A 17713-nucleotide genomic window follows, 5' to 3' on the forward strand; every position below is an offset into this window, starting at 1 on the left:
CCCCCACCACTCAACCAACTGGGAAACTCCACATGAAGAAACTTCTCTCCTACACCGCCCTTGCCGGCATGCTGATGACCGGCGCCGCCACCGCGGAAACCAACTTCATCGCCAACAGCTTCTATGACGGCGCCGTGCCGATGTCGGGCGAGGGCTACATCCGCTGGGCCGAACTGGTGGAAGAGCTTTCCGATGGCGATCTCGTCCCCGAGGTCTTCACCGGCACCGTGCTGCTGGCGCCCCGCGCCTCGCTTCAGGGCATTCAGGACAACGTCGTTCAGGTGGCACACCACGCCGCCATCTACACCCCCTCCGACATGCCGGTCGCCAACGCCGTGCAGGAGCTGGGCTTTGCCTATTCCGACCCGCTCGCCGCGATCTTCGCCGTCACCGACTTCTCGATGAACAACGAAGTCCAGCTTCAGGAATGGGCCGACAAGAACGTGGTCTACCTCGGCGCCTACGCCACCCCGGCCTACGTGCTGATGTGCTCCAGCCCGGTGCGCAACCTCGAAGAGATGAAGGGCAAGCGCATCCGCACCGCCGGCTCCGCCGTGTCGGTCTGGGTCGAGGACGCCGGCGGCATCCCCGTCAACGTGCCGTCCTCCGAAATGTACACCGGCCTCGAGCGCGGCACCCTCGATTGCGCCACCAACGCCGCCAGCGACCTTGTGGACCGCTCGCTGCTCGAAGTGGCCGAGCACACCACGCTGCTCTCCACCGGCATGTATTATTCCGGCCCGCAGTGGGGCTACAACCCGGGCTTCTGGGCCAGCCTCACGCCTGAGCAGCGCTCGGTGCTGATGGAAGCCTCGGCCCGCTCCATGGCCCGCATCGTCATCGCCTACGGCTCCAAGGTCGATGCCGGCCTCGAGGCTTCCAAGGCCGCCGGCGGCAACGTCTACGAGCCCGAGCAGGACCTGGCCGATCACGTCGCCGAGTTCCGCGACCGCACCACCGCCGCCGCCGTCGAGAAGGCCGGCACCGATTTCGGCGTGGCCGACCCCGAGGCGCTGATCGGCGACTTCCAGGCCACCATGCAGAAATGGACCGACCTGCTGGCCGACGTCGATCCCACCGACGAAGATGCATTGACCGCCCTGGCGATGCAGGAAATCTTCTCCAAGATCGACCCCGCCACCTACGGCGTGAACTGAACCAAACCGGGCGGGCCCGTGCTTCGGCGCAGGCCCGCCCGCCAACCCGGGAAGCTCGATGCAACTCCTCCACAGCGTCATCCGCTGGCTCAACATCGGCACGGTCACGGCGGCCTGCCTCGTCATGCTGCTGATGATGGCCCATATCACCCTCGACGTGGGCGTGCGCTACTTCGTCAACGGCCAGATCGTCGGCACGCTGGAATGGGTCTCCTTCTACTACATGGTCGCGCTGGTCTTCCTGGCCTTCGGCTATGTCGAGCTGAAGAGCGAGAACATCCGCGTCGATCTCTTCGCCCAGATGATGCCCAAGCCCGTGCAGCTCGGCCTCTACGTCTTTGCCTGCGCGCTCGGCCTGATCTTCTTCGGCATGCTGTTCTGGCAGTCGCTCTCCGACGCCCTCCGCGCCACCCGCAACGCGGAGGAGGCCATGAGCAACTTCCGCTTCCTGATCTGGCCCGCCCGCTGGGCGCTGCCCATCGGCTTTGCCGGGGCGTTGCTGGCCGTCCTCTCCAATCTCCTGCGTGCGCTCACCCGGCGGCAGGCGCTTTGATGCAATCCCCGACCGCGCCCTCGGAGGCCTTCCAATGAGCAACCTCGAAATCGGCATCGCCGGCGTCGTCGCCGCCCTCGTCCTCATCGCCATCCGCGTGCCCATCGGCATTGCCCTCGGCCTGGTGTCGATCCTCGGCATCGGCGTGATGTTCAACATGAACGTGGCCTGGGGCATGATCTCGGCCACCCCCTTCGACTACGTCGGCCAGTGGGAGCTCTCGGCGGCGCCGATGTTCCTGCTTATGGGCTTCATCTGCTCCTCCACCGACATGACCCGCGGCCTCTTCCTCGCCCTGCGCCTTTACCTCGCCCGCCTGCCGGGCGGGCTGGCGATCACCTCGGTGGGGGCCTGCGCCTTCTTCGCTGCCGCCTCCGGCTCTTCGGTCGCGACCGCCTCGGCCATGTCGCGCATGGCGGTGCCCGAAATGCTCGACAACGGCTATGACAGGGGCCTCGCCACCGGCACCATTGCCGCCTCCGGCACGCTCGGCTCGCTGATCCCGCCCTCGGTGCTGCTCATCCTCTACGGGGTCTATGCGCAGGTCTCCGTCGGCCAGCTCTTCATGGCCGGCTTCATCCCCGGCCTGCTCTCGGCGCTGATCTACATGGCCATGATCGTGATCCGGGTGAAGCTGAAGCCGAGCCTCGCAGGCAATGTCGAGTTCAACCCCACCCCCGAGGAGCGGCGCGAAGCCTTCCGCGATGTCTGGCCGCTGCCCACGCTCATCCTCGTGGTGCTTGGCGGCATCTTCTCGGGCATCTTCTCGCCCACCGAGGCCGGGGCGCTCGGCGCCTGCGCCGCCCTCGTCATCGCTGCCCTGCGCCGCAAGCTCACCCGCGCCGCGATGTTCGAGGCGGTGTCGCAGGCCGTGGTCTCCACCGCGTCGATCTTCATCATCCTGATCGGCTCGCTGTTCTTCACCCGCTTCCTCGCGCTCTCCGGCTTTCCGCGCGCCTTCTCCGACGCGATCCTCTCGGTCAGCACCGAAACCTGGTGGATCCTCTTCGCCGTCACCGTGATCTTCCTCGTGCTCGGCATGCTGATCGACAGCATCGGCCTGCTGCTGCTGACCCTGCCGATCCTCGTGCCGCTGGTGAACGAGGCGGGCATCAACCCGGTCTGGTTCGGCATCATCGTCATCAAGCTGCTGGAAATCGGCCTCATCACCCCGCCGATCGGGCTGAACGTCTACATGATCAACGGCGCGCTCAACAACCGCGTGACCCTGCCCGAGATCTTCCGCGGCATCACATGGTTCCTCGCGATGGACATGCTGACGCTGGTGATCCTCATCGCCTTCCCGATCCTGACGCTCTGGTTGCCGTCGCTCGCGTATTGATTGCATTGTAACGCCTCGGCACGAGGAGGAGGAGGACGCGGCATGACGGCAGCCCGGAAAACCCGGCAACGCGGCGAACGGCCCGCGCAGGCCCGCAGCATCGCCACCCGCGACAAGCTGGTGCGGGCCGCGCTCGATGTGATCCTCGAAAAGGGCTACAACTCCGCCTCCACCACCGATTTTTCCGAGGCCGCCGGGGTGTCGCGCGGGGCGCTGCTGCACCACTTTCCCACCCGCTCCGCCATCATCATCGCCGCCATGGAGCTGCTGCTGGAGGAGGCCACCGCAGAGATCCGCGAGGTCGCCGCCAAGGTCGCGCTCACCGAGGTCAGCCTTGGCGACTTCATCGAATTTCTCTGGGAGATGTTCTCGGGCCGGGTCTTCTACCTCTCGCTGGAGTTCATCAACGAGGCCCGCACCGACGCCGACCTGCGGGCCGGGATGATGCCGGTGGTCAAGGATTTTCACGCCGCGCTCGACAGCATCTGGATCGAGTTCGAGCGTCAGGCCGAGGGCCAGCCGCAGGCCCGTCTGGTGGCGCTCAACATGACCGTCTGCCTCGTGCGCGGCATGGGGGTGCAGACCGTGCTCAAGGACGATCCCGCCTATTTCCGCTCGATGATCGAAACCTGGAAGGTCATCCTGCCCCAGCTTCTGGCCGACGGGCCGGAGGGGGTGGCGCGCCTCGACGGCTCGGGTGCCGCCGGGGTGGCAGGGCAGGGCGCCTGAACGCCCCCACCCGTCGTATTTCCGGTTTGGTCTTCCCGGTACTGCGGGCTCAGCCCTGCGTCACCTGCGGCTCCGCCGACAGATCCACGCCGCCGTTCTCCGCCGCCGGGTAAAGCACCACCTTCGCGTTCATCGGGGTGCGCCGGTAGAGGTGCACGATCTGGTTGTTCACCAGCCGCGCGCAGCCGTTGGAAACCCGCTTGCCGATGGTGCGCGGATCGTTGGTGCCATGGATGCGCAGGAAGGTATCGCCGATCTGCGGCTTGAACAGGTAGAGCGCCCGCGCGCCCAGCGGGTTGGCCGGACCACCGGGCATCCCGTCCTCGAATTTCTTGTACTGCTCGGGCGAACGCTCGATCATGTCGGGCGTCGGGGTCCATGCCGGCCACTGCTTGCGCGCGCCGACAAAGAAGGTGCCGGGCTCATACAGGCCGGGGCGGCCGATGCCGCAGGTGTAGCGAATGGCACGTCCGCTGCCGAGGGTGAGGAACAGCGCAAAGCGGCTCGGGCTCACGTGAATTTCCTGAGCCGGCAACTCTTCGGAAACATTGACATAATGCGGCAGCAGGTTGATCGGCAGCCCGTAGGGCTTCAGGGTTTCGTCAAAGGCAAGGGCAGGGGCCCCGGCCACAAAGCCGGCACCCAGCGCAGCGCTGCCTGCCAGAAAGTCTCTTCTCTTCATATCACTCGAACCTTGGGCAATTTTGGGCGAACATGCCCAAAACACCGCAGAAACCCAAGCCCTTTGTGCGCTTTCTCACGCTGTCGTAACTGCTTGTGCTGCAAATCGGCTCACCCCGCGGGCGCGTATTGCCGCCTCAGCGTCAGTTTCGAAACCTTGCCCGTCGCGGTCAGCGGCAGGTCTTCGACGAAGAGGATGTCATCGGGAAGCTGCCACTTGGCAAAATGCGGCGCCAGCATCTCGCGCAGCGCCTCCGCCTCCGGCGCCTCGCCCTTGGGCACCACCACCAGCATCGGCCGTTCGCCCCATTTCTCGCTCGGCACGGCAATCGCGGCGCAATTGGCCACATCCGGGTGGCCCATCACCACATTCTCCATGTCGATCGAGCTGATCCACTCGCCGCCCGACTTGATGAGGTCTTTCGTCCGGTCGGTGATCGAGAGCGTCCCATCCGGCGTGATCCGGGCAATGTCGCCGGTGCCGAACCAGCCCTCGCCGTCAATCGCCTCGGCACTGGCCTCAGGGTTGTTGTAATACCCCGCCGCAATGGTGTTGCCCCGCACGAAAAGCTCGCCCTCCGCCTTGCCGTCCTGCGGCTGGGCGCTGCCATCCTCCCCGATGATCTTCATCTCCACGCCAAAGGCCCGCCGCCCCTGCTTCTGCTTCACGTCGAGCCTGTCGGCGAGCGGCGCATCCGCCATCGACGGGGGCAGGTTGCCCACCGTGCCGATCGGGCTCATCTCGGTCATGCCCCAGGCGTGGCACACATCGACGCCCCGGCTCTCGAAGGCCTCGATCATCGCCCGCGGCGCCGCCGAGCCGCCCACCACGAGGTGCCCGAACCCCTCCGTCAGCCGCCCCTGCGCCGCAATCTCCTTCTGCAACCCGAGCCAGACCGTCGGCACGCCCCAGGCCGAAAAGACCTTCTCCGCGTCCATCAGCGCAAACAGCGAAGGCCCGTCCAGCCCCGGCCCCGGCATCACCAGCGACGCCCCGGTGAGCGGGGCGGAATAGGGCAGGCCCCAGGCGTTCACATGAAACAGCGGCACCACCGGCAGGATCCGGCTGCCTTCGCGCAGCACCTTGGGCAGGCTGATCGCGGTGCAGAGCGCGTGCAGCACCGTCGAGCGGTGCGAATAGAGCGTGCCCTTGGGGTTGCCGGTGGTGCCCGAGGTGTAGCAGAGCGCAGCGGCGGTGGTCTCGTCGAACTCCGGCCAGTCGTAGCACTCCGGCTGCCCCGCCAGCATTGCCTCGTAATTCAGCAGCTCCACCTTGCTCTCTGGCTGCCTGTCTTCATCCACCATCGCCACATAGCGCAGCGCGGGCGGAAACTGCCCGCTCAGCCCCTCGATGATCGGCAAAAAGGTGGTGTCGAAAAACAGCAGGCTGTCCTCGGCATGACCCACGATATAGGCCATCTGCTCCGCCGAAAGGCGCGGGTTGATCGTGTGGCACACCGCCCCGATCCCGCTGATCGCGTAGTAAAGCTCGAAATGCCGGTAGCCGTTCCACGCCAGCGTCGCCACCCGGTCGCCGGGCTTCACCCCCGCCGCGATGAGCCCATGGGCAAGCTGCGCCACCCGCGCGGCGGTCTGCGCATAGCTCTGGCGGTGAATGTCGCCCTCGGTGCGGGCCGAAACGAGGCCCTCCCCGGGGTAGACCTGCGCCGCATGGGTCAGAATATCCGCAATCCGCAGCGGACGGTGCATCATCAGGCCTTCCATGACCTCTCCTCCCTGTTTCACGGCCTCCCCGCCGCGTTTGTCCTCAGCCTAGGCGCGCCGTGGCCACCCCTGCAACACCTGCCAAGGTGGGCCCCCCGCTAGCCGCCTTGCGCAACGCACCGTTCACCCCATCGCTGACCAGCCGCCATCCACGATCAAGGTCTGTCCGCTCATCCAGGCCCCCGCCGGCGCGGCCAGCATCACCGCCACCCCGGCAATATCCTCCGGCTCCCCGAGCCGCTTCAGCGCATAGCTCTCCGCCGTGCGCCGCGCCTTCTCCGGGTCTTCATAGAGCGCGCGGGCGAAATCGGTCTTCACCACCGCCGGGGCAATCCCGTTGACCCGGATGTTGTCGCTCCCATAGGCCACCGCGAGGTTCCGCACGATCTGCGTATCGGCGGCCTTCGTCACCGCATAAATCCCCAGATGCTCCGAGCCCTTGAAGGCCGCAATCGAGCTGACAATCACGATCGCCCCGCCGCCCTTCGCCTGCATCCCCGGAATCACCCCCTTGCAGAGCCGCATGTTGGCCCGGATGTTCACCGCGATGGTCTTGTCGAAGGCCTCGTCCGGCGTATCGAGGAACGGCCCCATATAGGGGTTCACCGCCGCGTTGCAGACGAGGATATCCACCGCTCCCAGCCGCGCCTCCGCCTGCTCCAGCAGCTGCGCAATCGCCCCGTCATCCGAAACGTTGCAGGCAATCGGCACCGCCGCCGGGCCGATCTCCGCCGCCACCGCCGCGCAGGCCTCGGGTTTGCGCGACGAGATCACCACCTGCGCCCCCCGCGCCACCATCGCCTCGGCAATCGCCCGGCCAATGCCCCGCGTCGAACCGGTGACAAGCGCCACCTTTCCCGTAAGATCAAACAGATCGCCCATAGCGTCCTCCTCATGCGCGAGCAGACAGGGGGCAGGGCGGGCTTGTCAAGCAGGTGCGGAATTGTATTCTGCATTGCGAAACGGGCGCGCGGGGAGGCGCGCCAGCGGAGGAAACAATGGACGCGGCGAAACTCTTCGACCTCACCGGCAAGCTTGCGCTTGTCACCGGCGGCTCCTCGGGCATCGGCGAAATGGCCGCCGAAGGGTTGGTGCGGGCCGGGGCGCATGTGCTGCTGGCCTCTCGCCGGGGCGAGGCCTGCGAGGCCGTCGCCGCCCGCCTCAACGCGCTGGGCGCGGCAGGGCAGGCCGAGGGCTTCGCCGGAGATGTCTCCACCGCCGAAGGCGTCGCCGCGCTCTCCGCCGAGGTTCACGCCCGCACCTCACGCCTCGATATCCTCTTCAACAACGCTGGCCGAAGCTGGGGCGCCCCTCTGAGCGATTTCCCCCATGCCGCGTGGGACAAGGTGATGAGCCTCAACGTCGCCGGCCTCTTCGAACTCACCCGCAGCCTGCTGCCGCTCCTGCGCGCCGCCGCGAGCGACGAAAACCCCGCCCGCGTCGTCAACACCGGCTCGGTCATGGGCGAGGTGCCGATGGGCGATGACGCCTATTCCTACGCCGCCTCCAAGGCCGCCGTGCACCACCTCACCAAAATCCTCGCCAAGGAACTGGCCGCCAGCCGCATCACCGTCAACGCCCTCGCGCCCGGCCCCTTCGTCTCCAAGATGACAGCCTTCGCCACCGGCGACGACAGCATGCGCAGCCGCGTCGGCGCGCAAGTCCCCCTTGGCCGCGTCGGTCGCCCCGAAGATATCGCCGCCGCGCTGCTCTACCTCTGCGGCCCCGGCGGCGGCTACGTCACCGGCGCCATCCTCCCCGTCTCCGGCGGCATCAACGTCCAGACCGGCCCGGATATCTTCGCCGAGGGCAAACCGTGACGCTGGACGACATGAAAAACCGCATCGGCGAGGAGCTTGGCGTGTCGCGCTGGTTCACCATCGACCAGCCCCGGATCGACGCCTTCGCCGATCTCACCGAAGACCACCAGTTCATCCACACCGACCCGGCCCGCGCCGCCGCCACGCCCTTCGGCACCACCATCGCCCACGGCTTCCTCACCCTGTCGATGCTCTCCGCCATGGCCTACGATGGCCAGCCCGAGGTAGAAGGGCAGACCATGGGCATCAACTACGGCTTCGAGCGCATCCGCTTTCTCTCGCCCGTGCCCTCCGGCGCCCGCATCCGCGCCCGTTTCACCCTCGCCGAGCTGACCGAAAAGCGCCCCGGCGATGTAACGCTGGCATGGGATGTGACGATGGAGGCCGAGGGCGCCACCAAGCCCGTGGTCGTCGCCCGCTGGCTGAACAAGAAATACATGGAGGCCGCATGATCCGCTTTGACGGCAAGGTTGCAATCGTCACCGGCGCCGCCGCCGGGCTGGGCCGCGCCCATGCACTGGGCCTCGCCGCGCGCGGGGCCAAGGTGCTGGTGGCCGACATGGCCGATGGGGCAGGGGTGGTGGCCGAGGTCGAAGCCGCAGGCGGCACCGCGCTGGCCACCCGCACGGATGTCTCCGACGAGGCCTGCGTGGACGATATGGTCGCCACCGCCATGCAGGCCTGGGGCCAGGTCGACATTCTCGTCAACAACGCCGGCCTGTTGCGCGACAAGTCCTTCGCCAAGATGGACATGGCCGATTGGCGAAAGGTGATCGACGTGCACCTCACCGGCTCGGCGCTCTGCACCCACGCGCTCTGGCCCCACTTTCGCGAGCGCAACTACGGCCGCGTGGTCTTCACCACCTCCGGCTCCGGGCTCTACGGCAACTTCGGGCAGGCCAACTATGCCGCCGCCAAGGCCGGGATGGTCGGGCTGATGAACACCCTCGCGCTGGAGGGCGCGCGCAACGATATTCGCGTCAACTGCCTCGCCCCCACGGCGGCCACGGCCATGACCGAAGGCCTGCTCCCCGCCGATGCCGCCGCCCTGCTGACGCCCGAAAGCATCACGCCGGGCCTGCTCTGGCTGGTGAGTGAAGAGGCCCCCACCCGCACCATCCTCGCCGCAGGCGGCGGGGTCTTCTCCGTCGCGCAGATCACCGAAACCCTCGGCCTCAACCTCGCAGGCGGCGAGATCACCCCCGAGGCCATCGCCGAGGGCGCGGCCCTGCTCACCGACCCGGACGGCGCCGAAGAGCTGCCCGATGCCTTCTCGCAAACCCGCCGTTTCGCCCGACAGGCCGCCGAAGCGCAGGGCCTGCCGCTCGACTGGCCCGGAACAGAGAAAGACTGAACAAACATGCGCGAAGCCCTCATCGTCTCCACCGCCCGCACGCCGATCGGCAAGGCCTATCGCGGCGCCTTCAACGCCACCACGCCGCAGGCGCTGGCAGGCCACGCCATCGCCCATGCCGTCTCCCGCGCCGGGGTGGAGCCGGGCGAGGTCGGTGACGTGGTGCTCGGCGCGGCGCTGCAACAGGGCTTTCAGGGCGGCAACATCGCCCGCCAATGCGCCCTGCGCGCGGGGCTGCCCGAGACCGTCGCAGGCATGAGCCTCGACCGCCAATGCGCCTCGGGCCTCATGGCCATCGCCACCGCCGCCAAGCAGGTGGTGCATGACGGCATGGATATGGCCATCGGCGCAGGGGTCGAAAGCATCTCCCTCGTGCAGACCCCGGCCATGCGCCGCGACGCTGACCCATGGCTGCAAGAGCACGTTCCCGAAATCTACATGACCATGCTCGAAACGGCAGAAACCGTCGCCGCCCGCTACGGCATCTCCCGCGAGGCGCAGGACGCCTACGCCGCCCAAAGCCAGGCCCGCACCGCCGCCGCGCAGCAGGCCGGCAGGTTCTCCGACGAGGTCGTGCCGCTGCCCACCGTGATGAAGGTGAAAGACCGCGACACCGGCGAAGTCTCCGACCGGCAAATCACCCTGGAACAGGACGAAGGCAACCGCCCCGGCACCACTGCCGAAAGCCTCGCCAATCTTGCCCCGGTGTTCGAAAAAGGCATCAACCTAGATCAAGGTCGTTTCATAACTGCCGGAAATTCCTCGCAACTCTCCGATGGCGCTTCCGCCGCAATGTTGATGGAATCCAAGGAAGCCGAGCGCCGGGGCCTCACCCCGCTGGGCCGCTACGTCGGCATGGCGGTGGCCGGATGCGCCCCCGACGTGATGGGCATCGGCCCGGTTTTCGCGGTGCCCAAGCTGCTCGCCGCCCATGGCCTGACCGTGGACGATATCGGCCTCTGGGAGCTGAACGAGGCCTTCGCCTGTCAGGTGATCTACAGCCGCGATACCCTCGGCATCCCCGACGAGCTGCTCAACGTCAACGGCGGGGCCATCTCCATCGGCCACCCCTACGGCATGTCGGGCGCCCGCATGGTCGGCCACGCGCTGATCGAGGGCAAACGCCGCGGCGCAAAATACATCGTCACCACCATGTGCGTGGGTGGCGGCATGGGGGCCGCTGGTCTCTTTGAAGTTCTGTAAGGGAGAATATGATGGACCTCGGGATGACCCCCCGCGTCAAGGAACTGGCCGCCCGCGTGCGCCAGATGGTGGAAGAAGAGATCGAGCCGCTCGACCGCGAGTTCGAGGCCGAAGTCGGCCAGCACCCCTCGGGCGACCGCTTCGCCCTCACCGACCGCCAGCTCGAAATCCTGAGCACCCTCAAGGCCAGCGCCCGCGCCAAGGGCCTGTGGAACTTCTGGCTCACCGACAGCGAGAAGGGGCAGGGGCTTTCCACCGTCGAGTATGCCTATCTCGCCGAGGAAATGGGCAAGGTCCGCATCGCCGCCGAGGTCTTCAACTGCGGCGCGCCAGACACCGGCAACATGGAGGTCTTCGAGCGTTATGGCACCGAGGCCCACAAGGAACGCTGGCTCAAACCCCTGCTGAACGGCGAAATCCGCTCCTCCTACGTGATGACCGAGCCGGGCGTGGCCTCCTCCGACGCCACCAACATCTCGCTGGAGGCGAAGGAAACTGATGACGGCTGGGTGCTCAACGGCGAGAAATACTGGATCAGTGGCGCCGGCGACCCGCGCTGCGCCGTCTACATCCTCATGGCCCAGACCGACCCGCAGGCCGACAAGCACGCCCGCCACTCCATGTTCGTCCTGCCCGCCAACAGCGGGGGCATCGAAATCCTGCGCCCCATGCATGTCTTCGGCCATGATGATGCGCCCCACGGCCACATGCACATCCGCTTCACCAATGTGAAAGTCGCCCCCGAAGACATGCTGCTCGGTCGCGGCCGTGGCTTCGAGGTCGCCCAGGGCCGCCTCGGCCCGGGCCGCATTCACCATTGCATGCGCGCCATCGGCCAGGCCGAAAAGGCGCTGGAGCTGTTCTGCAAACGCGCCATGACCCGCGAGGCCTTCAAGAAAAAGATCGTCGACCTCGGCGCCAACTACGACATCATCGCCAACTGCCGGATGGAGATCGAAATGGCCCGGCTGCTCTGCCTGAAGGCCGCCTGGATGATGGACACCCAAGGCACCCGCGCCGCCCAGCCCTGGATCTCCAAGATCAAGGTCGCCGCCCCGATGATGGCCCTCAAGGTCGTCGACGAGGCGATGCAGGTCCACGGCGGCACCGGCATCAGCCAGGACACGCCGCTCGCCGCGATGTGGACCAACCTGCGCACCCTGCGGCTGGTCGACGGCCCCGATGCCGTCCACCGCCGCCAGGTCGCCCGCGCCGAGCTGCGCAAATACTCCAACGAGAAGATCTGAGTGCCCGAACTCGTCCTCATCCGTCACGCACAGGCCTCCTTCGGGGCGGCGGATTATGACGTGCTCTCCGACCTCGGCCATGCCCAGTCCCGCGCGCTGGGCATGGCCCTCAAACGGCAGGGCCTCGCCCCCGTCGCCGTCTATCGCGGCGCCATGCGGCGGCACCGCGAAACGCTCGAGGGCATCGCCACCGCACTCGACCTGCCCGCGCCCACCATCCAGGAGGGCCTGAATGAATTCGACAGCAAGGCGCTGCTGGCTTCCTTCGGCGGCGGCGTCCCGTCCGACCGCAAGGCCCACTTCCGCCGCCTGCGCGAGGCCGTGGTGGCGTGGCAGAATGGCGAGATCGACGGCCCCGAAAGCTTCGCCGCCTTCACCGACCGGGTCATGCAGGCGCAATCCGCCATGGCCGCCCACAATGGCCCCGTGCTCGCCGTCTCCTCCGGCGGCGCAATCTGCCGGATGCTCGCCGCCGCCGTCCGCGCCCCGGCGCAGACCATGATCGAGCTGCAACTCCAGATGAAGAACTGCGCCGTCAACCGCCTGCTCGCCACCGGCGACACAACCTTCCTCACCGGCTTCAACGAAACACCCCACATCGACGCGGAGGCAGCCCATATGCTGACCTTCTCATGACCGCGCAAACCCTCGACACCGCCGCCGTCGCCGCATGGATCAACGCCCATGCCCCCGGCCACACCGGCCCCGTCACAGCCGAGAAGTTCGCCACCGGCCAGTCCAACCCCACCTTTCGCCTCACCACCCCGCAGGGCAGCCTTGTGCTGCGGCGCAAACCCCCGGGAAAGCTGCTGAAATCCGCCCATGCGGTCGACCGCGAGTTCCGCGTGCAAAGCGCGCTGGCCGCAACCCCGGTGCCCGTCGCCCGGATGATCGCCTATTGCGACGACCCGGCAGTCATCGGCTCCGAATTCTACCTGATGGAGCACATCGAGGGCCGCCATTTCAACCAGCCCCACCTGCCCAAACTCTCCGCCTCCGACCGCGCCCCCATCTTCGACGAAATGAACCGCGTCCTCGCCGCCATCCACGAGGTCGACCTCGCCGCCACCGGCCTCGCCGACTATGGCCGCGCCGGCAACTACTACCGCCGCCAGATCGACCGCTGGACCACCCAATACCGCGCCTCCGAAACCGAAACGATTCAAGCGATGGATGCCCTCATCGCATGGCTCGACGCCAACGTGCCCGAGGATGACGGGCAGGTCTGCCTCACCCATGGCGACTACCGGCTCGACAACATGCTTTTCGCCCCGGATGCCCCCCGCATCACCGCCGTGCTCGACTGGGAGCTTTCCACCCTCGGCCACCCCTATGCCGATCTCGCGCAGGTCATCATGCAATGGCAGCGCCCGCCGGGGCCGGAGGGCAGGGGTCTCGCCGGGCTCGAACGCGCCGCCCATGGCCTGCCCACCGACGACGCCTTCATCGAAAGCTATTGCACCCGGCGCGGCCTGCCCGGCATCCCCGCCTTCGGCTTCTACCTCGCCTTCGCCAACTTCCGCATGGCGGGCATCCTGCAAGGGGTCAAGAAACGCGCGCTCGACGGCAACGCCTCCAACCCCGAGAAGGGGCTGCAACTGGGCGCGCTGGTGCCCGGTCTGGCAGAGGCCGGGCTGGAGGCGGCGGCAGATGCCTGAGCCTTCGCCCTCCCGCGTGGTGCTCATCACCGGCGCCGCCTCGGGCTTCGGGGCAGGGGCCGCCCGCGCCTTCGCCGCCGAAGGGGCGCGGCTGGTGCTCTGCGATATCGACGCCCCCCGGCTCGAAACCCTCGCAACAACGCTCCGCACCGCAGGCACCGAGGTGCTCGCCCGGCCCGGCGATGTCACTGACGAGGCCGCCCATGCCGCCCTGATCGCCGCCACCCTCGCCGAGTTCGGTCAGCTCGACGTGGCGATCAACAACGCCGGTCTCGGCCAGCCCTTCACCCCGCTCGCCCGCACCGAGGCCGCCGACTTCGACCGCATCATGGCCACCAACGCCCGCGGCGTCTTTCTGGGCATGAAGCACCAGATCCCGCCGATGCAGGCGGCCGGGCAGGGAGTGATCCTCAACATCGCTTCCGCCGCAGGCCTCACCGGCGCGGGCCACCTCGCGGCCTATGCCGCCGCCAAACACGCCGTCGTCGGCCTCACCCGCGCCGCCGCCGACGAGCTGGCCGGCAAGGGCATCCGCGTCAACGCGCTCTGCCCGGCCTTCGCCGAAACGCCGCTCTTCGCTGAGATGGCCGACCAGTTCGGCGCCCGCACCGGCGAAGATGCCGCCGAGGCCCGCGCCCGCATCACCGCCCGCGTGCCCATGGGCCGCGTGGCCACAGTTGACGAAGTCGTACAGGCCATGCTCTGGACCTGCGCGCCAGCAAACAGTTTCATGACCGGGCAGGCCCTCGCCATCGACGGCGGGCTGACGGCGATCTAGGGGAAGACGTGGACGCAACTGACCAAATCGACGGCGCGCTCGAAAGCGACGACCGCAATTTCATCACCGCGCTGGCCCGTGGGCTGGAGGTGTTGCGCTGCTTCCGCCCCTCCGAAACCGAGCTGACCAATCAGGAAATCGCCGCCCGCACCGGCCTGCCCAAGGCCACCATCTCGCGGCTCACCTATACCCTGCGCAAGCTCGACTACCTCGTGCATTCCGAGCGCGGCGGCACCTATCGGCTGGGGCCGGGGGTTCTGGCGCTGGGCTACGGCGTGCTCGCGGGCATGGAAACCTCCGAGCGCGCCCGCGACCCGATGCGCGCCCTCTGCGAGGGGCCCAACCCCCACGTCACCGCCGCCTTCGCCGAGCGCCACCGCCTGCAGGCCGTCTATGTCGGCGTGCAGCGCAGCCAGCAGGCCGTGTCGCTCACCATGAACGTCGGCGCCCGCCTGCCGCTGTTCCACTCCGCCATCGGCCGCGCCATCCTTGCCGCCATGACCGAGGAGGAACACGCCCACATCCTCGAACTCGCCAAGCGCGAACGCCCCGATGATGTGCCCCGCTACCGCACCTCGCTGGCCAAGGCGCTCGAAGATTACGCCAAATACGGCTACACCACCGGCTACGGCGACTGGCGCCCCGAGATCAACGGCATCGCGGTGCCCGTGGTCTCGCTCAACGGCGACCGGATCTTTGCCATGAACGTGGGCGGCCCGGCCTTTCTGGTCTCCTCCGACGAGCTGCGCGACGCCTACGCCGACCGCCTCCTTGCCACCGCCGCCGCCCTTAGCCGCCGGGCCGGCGCATGATCTGGCCGCAGGTGCCGGCCATCGCGCCGGAGCTGATCGAGCCGCCCTATCCCTTCCAGTCGCTCATGGGTTTTGCCATCACCGGCTGGGGCGAGGGCTGTTCGCGGGTAGAGCTTTCGCCTCTGGACCCGGTCGAAAACCGCCACGGCATCCCCCACGGCGGCGCGCTCTCGGTGCTGCTCGACACGGCCATGGGCTACGCGGGCAGCTTCACCGGCGATCCGGGCGAGAAACGCATGGCCATGACCCTCTCGATGACCGTCAACTTTCAGGGACAGGGGCAGGGCACCCGGCTGATCGCGGAGGGGCGCAAAACCGGGGGCGGGCGCAAGACCTTCTTCGCCGAGGCGCGCCTGACGGACGAGCAGGGCACGCTGGTCGCCACCGCCACCGGCGTCCTCCGCTACCGCACGCCTCAGGCGTAGCTTGCCGCCACCCGCGCGGTGTGAAAATCGGCATCCCCGAGCTGCGCATCCAGCATCACCAGCCGCTTGGCATAATGGCTCAGCGGATATTCCCAGGTCATCCCGATCCCGCCATGCAGCTGGATGGCCTCCTCGCTCACCTTCCGCGCCGTGCGCCCCACAAGGCTCTTGGCCATGGCGGTTGTATGGGCATCCATCCGGTCGGCGGCCAGAATGGTGATCGAGCGGGCCTGCTCGATGGCGGTTTTCATCTCCACCATCCGGTGCTGAAGCGCCTGAAAACTGCCGATCTCTCGGCCAAACTGCTTGCGGCTCTTGAGGTAGTCGAGCGTGGTCGCATAGCACCAGTCCATCGCCCCCACCGCCTCGGCACAGAGCGCCAGCCGCCCCCGGTCGAGCGCGGCGTCGATCGCTTCCCCGGCATCGGGGATCAGGCAGCGGGCAGGGGTGCCATCCAGCATCAGCTCGCCCGCCCCGCCGCCGTCGATCATCCCCCAGGGGGTAACGGCGGCATCCTCGGCCTTCACCTCATAAAGCGCCAGCTTGCCCTCGCGCCGGGCGCTGACCAGAAAATGCGTCGCCGCATTGGCTCCGTAGATCGCCGTCTTGCGCCCGGTGAGCGTGTCGCCGCCCTCGCAGGTTCCGCCCCCCGCGTCCCAGGGCGCCTCCGGCTCATCCACCGCCAGCGCATAGATCGCTTCGCCCGAAAGCAGCGGCTCGAGGTCTTCTTTTGCCTCGGTGAGCAGCGGGGCCGCCATCACCGCGCCAAGCAGCGGCTCGGGGCAGAGCGCCGCGCCCAATTGTTCGAAAACTGCTAGCAGGTCAAAGCCGCTGCCCCCCATGCCCCCCGCATCCTCGGGGGCGAAGGCATAGAGAATCCCCAGCTCCGCCAATGCGTTCCAACCCGTCTTGTCATGGAACGGCGCTTCATAGGCCACGGCATTGCGATGTTCGATTCCGTAACGGTCGCCCAGCAGCTTGCTCAGGCTGTCAGCCAGCATCCGGCGGTCATCTGTCATTTCAAAGTTCATGTCAGAGCTCCAGCATGGCCTTGGTCAGAATGTTCTTCTGAATTTCATTCGACCCGCCAAAAATGGAGATCTTGCGATTGTTGAAATAGCTCGCCGCCGCCGCCTCATCCTCGGGCGCGACCAGCGCGGCATTGCCGCCCGGGGCCTCGCCGGGGATCAGCGCCGCCGCCGGGCCGAGGGCGCGCCGGTAAAGGTCGTTCAGCGCCTGCCGCACCTCGGTGCCACGGATCTTCAGCATCGAGGTTTCCACCCCCGGATGCCCCACCCGCTGCGCCTCCGCCAGCATCCGCAGGTTGAAGATCTTCATCGCCTCAAGGTCCATCTCCACCTCGGCCAGCCGCGCCGCGAACAGCGGATCTTCGATCAGCCGCCTGCCGCCCCGCATGGTCCGCGCCGCCAGCGCCTTCACCCGCTCGAAAGCGGCGATGGAAAAGCCCACGCCCGCAATCCCGGTGCGCTCATGGGTCAGCAGGTATTTCGCCACCGTCCAGCCGTCGTTCTCCTTCCAGACAAGGTTTTCCGCCGGCACCCGCACATCGGTAAAGAACACCTCGTTCACCTCATGCCCGCCCTCGATCAGCTTGATCGGGCGCACTTCGATGCCCGGCGTCTTCATGTCGATCAGCAAAAACGAAATCCCCGCCTGCGGCTTCGCCCCCGCATCGGTGCGCACAAGGCAGAAAATCCAGTCGGCGTGCTGGCCCAGCGTGGTCCAGGTCTTCTGACCGTTCACCACATACTCATCGCCGTCCTTCACCGCCTTCGTCTTCAGCGACGCCAGATCCGAGCCAGCCCCCGGCTCGGAATAGCCCTGACACCACCAGTCGGTCCCGTCCAGAATCCGGGGCAGGTAATGCGCCTTCTGTTCGTCACTCCCGAACTTGATCAGCACCGGCCCCAGCATCTGCAACCCGAAGGGCAGGATGCGCGGCGCATAGGCCCGCGCCGCCTCCTCGTCGAAGATATGCCGCTCCACCGGCCCCCAACCGGGGCCGCCATGGTCCTCGGGCCAGGTCTGCGCCAGCCAGCCGCGCGATTGCAAAATCGCGTGCCAGCGCTCGGTATCCTCCTTGGAAACCTCCTCGCCCGCCTTCACCCGCTCCGCGATCTCGGCAGGCAGCTCATCGGCCAGAAAGGCGCGCACCTCTTCCTGAAAGGCTTGTTCTTGCGGCGAATAGCTCAGGTCCATCGGCTGTCC

The 17713-nt window shown here is 67.4% G+C and carries 19 protein-coding genes; 14 read left to right on the top strand and 5 right to left on the bottom strand.

Annotated features, from left to right (window positions below; all coding sequences use genetic code 11):
* The first annotated feature begins 32 nt into the window (after positions 1–32).
* The 4 genes from GTH22_RS02310 to GTH22_RS02325 are packed head-to-tail and all read left to right on the top strand — an operon-like array spanning position 33 to position 3781.
* Positions 33–1157 (top strand): C4-dicarboxylate TRAP transporter substrate-binding protein, encoded by a 1125-nt coding sequence (locus tag GTH22_RS02310; RefSeq protein WP_252942933.1) that lies wholly within the window; start codon positions 33–35, stop codon positions 1155–1157.
* A 58-nt stretch (positions 1158–1215) separates the two neighbouring features.
* Positions 1216–1710 carry a TRAP transporter small permease subunit gene (locus GTH22_RS02315; protein WP_252942934.1) on the top strand — a complete coding sequence of 165 codons (495 nt, stop codon included), beginning with the start codon at positions 1216–1218 and terminating at the stop codon, positions 1708–1710.
* Positions 1711–1744: 34 nt separating this feature from the next.
* Entirely contained in the window at positions 1745–3052 is a 1308-nt protein-coding gene (locus GTH22_RS02320) for a TRAP transporter large permease (protein WP_252942935.1), read from the top strand.
* Between the two features lie 42 nt (positions 3053–3094).
* Positions 3095–3781 (top strand): TetR/AcrR family transcriptional regulator, encoded by a 687-nt coding sequence (locus GTH22_RS02325; protein WP_252942936.1) that lies wholly within the window; start codon positions 3095–3097, stop codon positions 3779–3781.
* Positions 3782–3830: 49 nt separating this feature from the next.
* Here the strand turns inward: GTH22_RS02325 and GTH22_RS02330 are convergent, their stop codons facing one another.
* The 3 genes from GTH22_RS02330 to GTH22_RS02340 all read right to left on the bottom strand — a co-directional run bounded on the left by GTH22_RS02330 (position 3831) and on the right by GTH22_RS02340 (position 7069).
* A complete protein-coding gene (locus GTH22_RS02330) occupies positions 3831–4463 on the bottom strand; it encodes a L,D-transpeptidase family protein (protein WP_252942937.1) in 633 nt (210 codons plus the stop codon).
* Positions 4464–4573: 110 nt separating this feature from the next.
* Positions 4574–6187, bottom strand: a complete 1614-nt coding sequence (locus tag GTH22_RS02335; RefSeq protein ID WP_252942938.1) for a long-chain fatty acid--CoA ligase — start codon at positions 6185–6187, stop codon at positions 4574–4576.
* 123 nt (positions 6188–6310) lie between these two features.
* A complete protein-coding gene (locus GTH22_RS02340; RefSeq protein WP_252942939.1) occupies positions 6311–7069 on the bottom strand; it encodes an SDR family NAD(P)-dependent oxidoreductase in 759 nt (252 codons plus the stop codon).
* Positions 7070–7185: 116 nt separating this feature from the next.
* Here GTH22_RS02340 and GTH22_RS02345 point away from each other — a divergent pair, with 116 nt between their 5' ends.
* Genes GTH22_RS02345 through GTH22_RS02390 form a run of 10 tightly spaced genes read left to right on the top strand, consistent with a single transcriptional unit; the run spans position 7186 to position 15484 of the window.
* Entirely contained in the window at positions 7186–8007 is an 822-nt protein-coding gene (locus tag GTH22_RS02345; RefSeq protein WP_252942940.1) for an SDR family oxidoreductase, read from the top strand.
* A gap of 11 nt (positions 8008–8018) precedes the next feature.
* Positions 8019–8459 (top strand): MaoC family dehydratase, encoded by a 441-nt coding sequence (locus tag GTH22_RS02350; RefSeq protein ID WP_252942941.1) that lies wholly within the window; start codon positions 8019–8021, stop codon positions 8457–8459.
* The gene (locus GTH22_RS02355) at positions 8456–9361 is read left to right on the top strand and encodes an SDR family NAD(P)-dependent oxidoreductase (RefSeq protein WP_252942942.1); all 906 of its coding nucleotides are present in this window, start codon (positions 8456–8458) and stop codon (positions 9359–9361) included. The genes GTH22_RS02350 and GTH22_RS02355 overlap by 4 nt, the downstream gene beginning before the upstream one ends.
* A gap of 6 nt (positions 9362–9367) precedes the next feature.
* A complete protein-coding gene (locus GTH22_RS02360; RefSeq protein ID WP_252942943.1) occupies positions 9368–10564 on the top strand; it encodes an acetyl-CoA C-acyltransferase in 1197 nt (398 codons plus the stop codon).
* A gap of 11 nt (positions 10565–10575) precedes the next feature.
* Complete coding sequence (locus tag GTH22_RS02365; RefSeq protein WP_252942944.1) at positions 10576–11811, top strand: acyl-CoA dehydrogenase family protein; 1236 nt, start codon at positions 10576–10578, stop codon at positions 11809–11811.
* Positions 11812–12447: a histidine phosphatase family protein gene (locus tag GTH22_RS02370; RefSeq protein ID WP_252942945.1), complete on the top strand. Its 636-nt coding sequence runs from the start codon at positions 11812–11814 to the stop codon at positions 12445–12447.
* The gene (locus tag GTH22_RS02375) at positions 12444–13469 is read left to right on the top strand and encodes a phosphotransferase family protein (RefSeq protein WP_252942946.1); all 1026 of its coding nucleotides are present in this window, start codon (positions 12444–12446) and stop codon (positions 13467–13469) included. Before GTH22_RS02370 ends, GTH22_RS02375 begins: the two co-directional genes overlap by 4 nt.
* Positions 13462–14247, top strand: coding sequence for an SDR family NAD(P)-dependent oxidoreductase (locus GTH22_RS02380; protein ID WP_252942947.1), 786 nt, complete (start codon positions 13462–13464; stop codon positions 14245–14247). The genes GTH22_RS02375 and GTH22_RS02380 overlap by 8 nt, the downstream gene beginning before the upstream one ends.
* An 8-nt stretch (positions 14248–14255) precedes the next feature.
* Positions 14256–15059, top strand: coding sequence for a helix-turn-helix domain-containing protein (locus GTH22_RS02385; RefSeq protein WP_252942948.1), 804 nt, complete (start codon positions 14256–14258; stop codon positions 15057–15059).
* Positions 15056–15484 (top strand): PaaI family thioesterase, encoded by a 429-nt coding sequence (locus GTH22_RS02390; RefSeq protein ID WP_252942949.1) that lies wholly within the window; start codon positions 15056–15058, stop codon positions 15482–15484. Before GTH22_RS02385 ends, GTH22_RS02390 begins: the two co-directional genes overlap by 4 nt.
* Here GTH22_RS02390 and GTH22_RS02395 read toward each other — a convergent pair.
* Together GTH22_RS02395 and GTH22_RS02400 are read right to left on the bottom strand one after the other, a co-directional pair.
* Entirely contained in the window at positions 15475–16515 is a 1041-nt protein-coding gene (locus GTH22_RS02395; protein ID WP_252942950.1) for an acyl-CoA dehydrogenase family protein, read from the bottom strand. The two genes, GTH22_RS02390 and GTH22_RS02395, sit on opposite strands and share 10 nt — an antisense overlap.
* Before the next feature lies 1 nt (position 16516).
* On the bottom strand, positions 16517–17704 hold the full coding sequence (locus GTH22_RS02400; RefSeq protein ID WP_252942951.1) for an acyl-CoA dehydrogenase family protein: 1188 nt from the start codon (positions 17702–17704) through the stop codon (positions 16517–16519).
* Positions 17705–17713 lie beyond the last annotated feature (9 nt).

Source organism: Oceanicola sp. 502str15, assembly GCF_024105635.1.
Taxonomy (GTDB): Bacteria; Pseudomonadota; Alphaproteobacteria; order Rhodobacterales; family Rhodobacteraceae; genus Vannielia.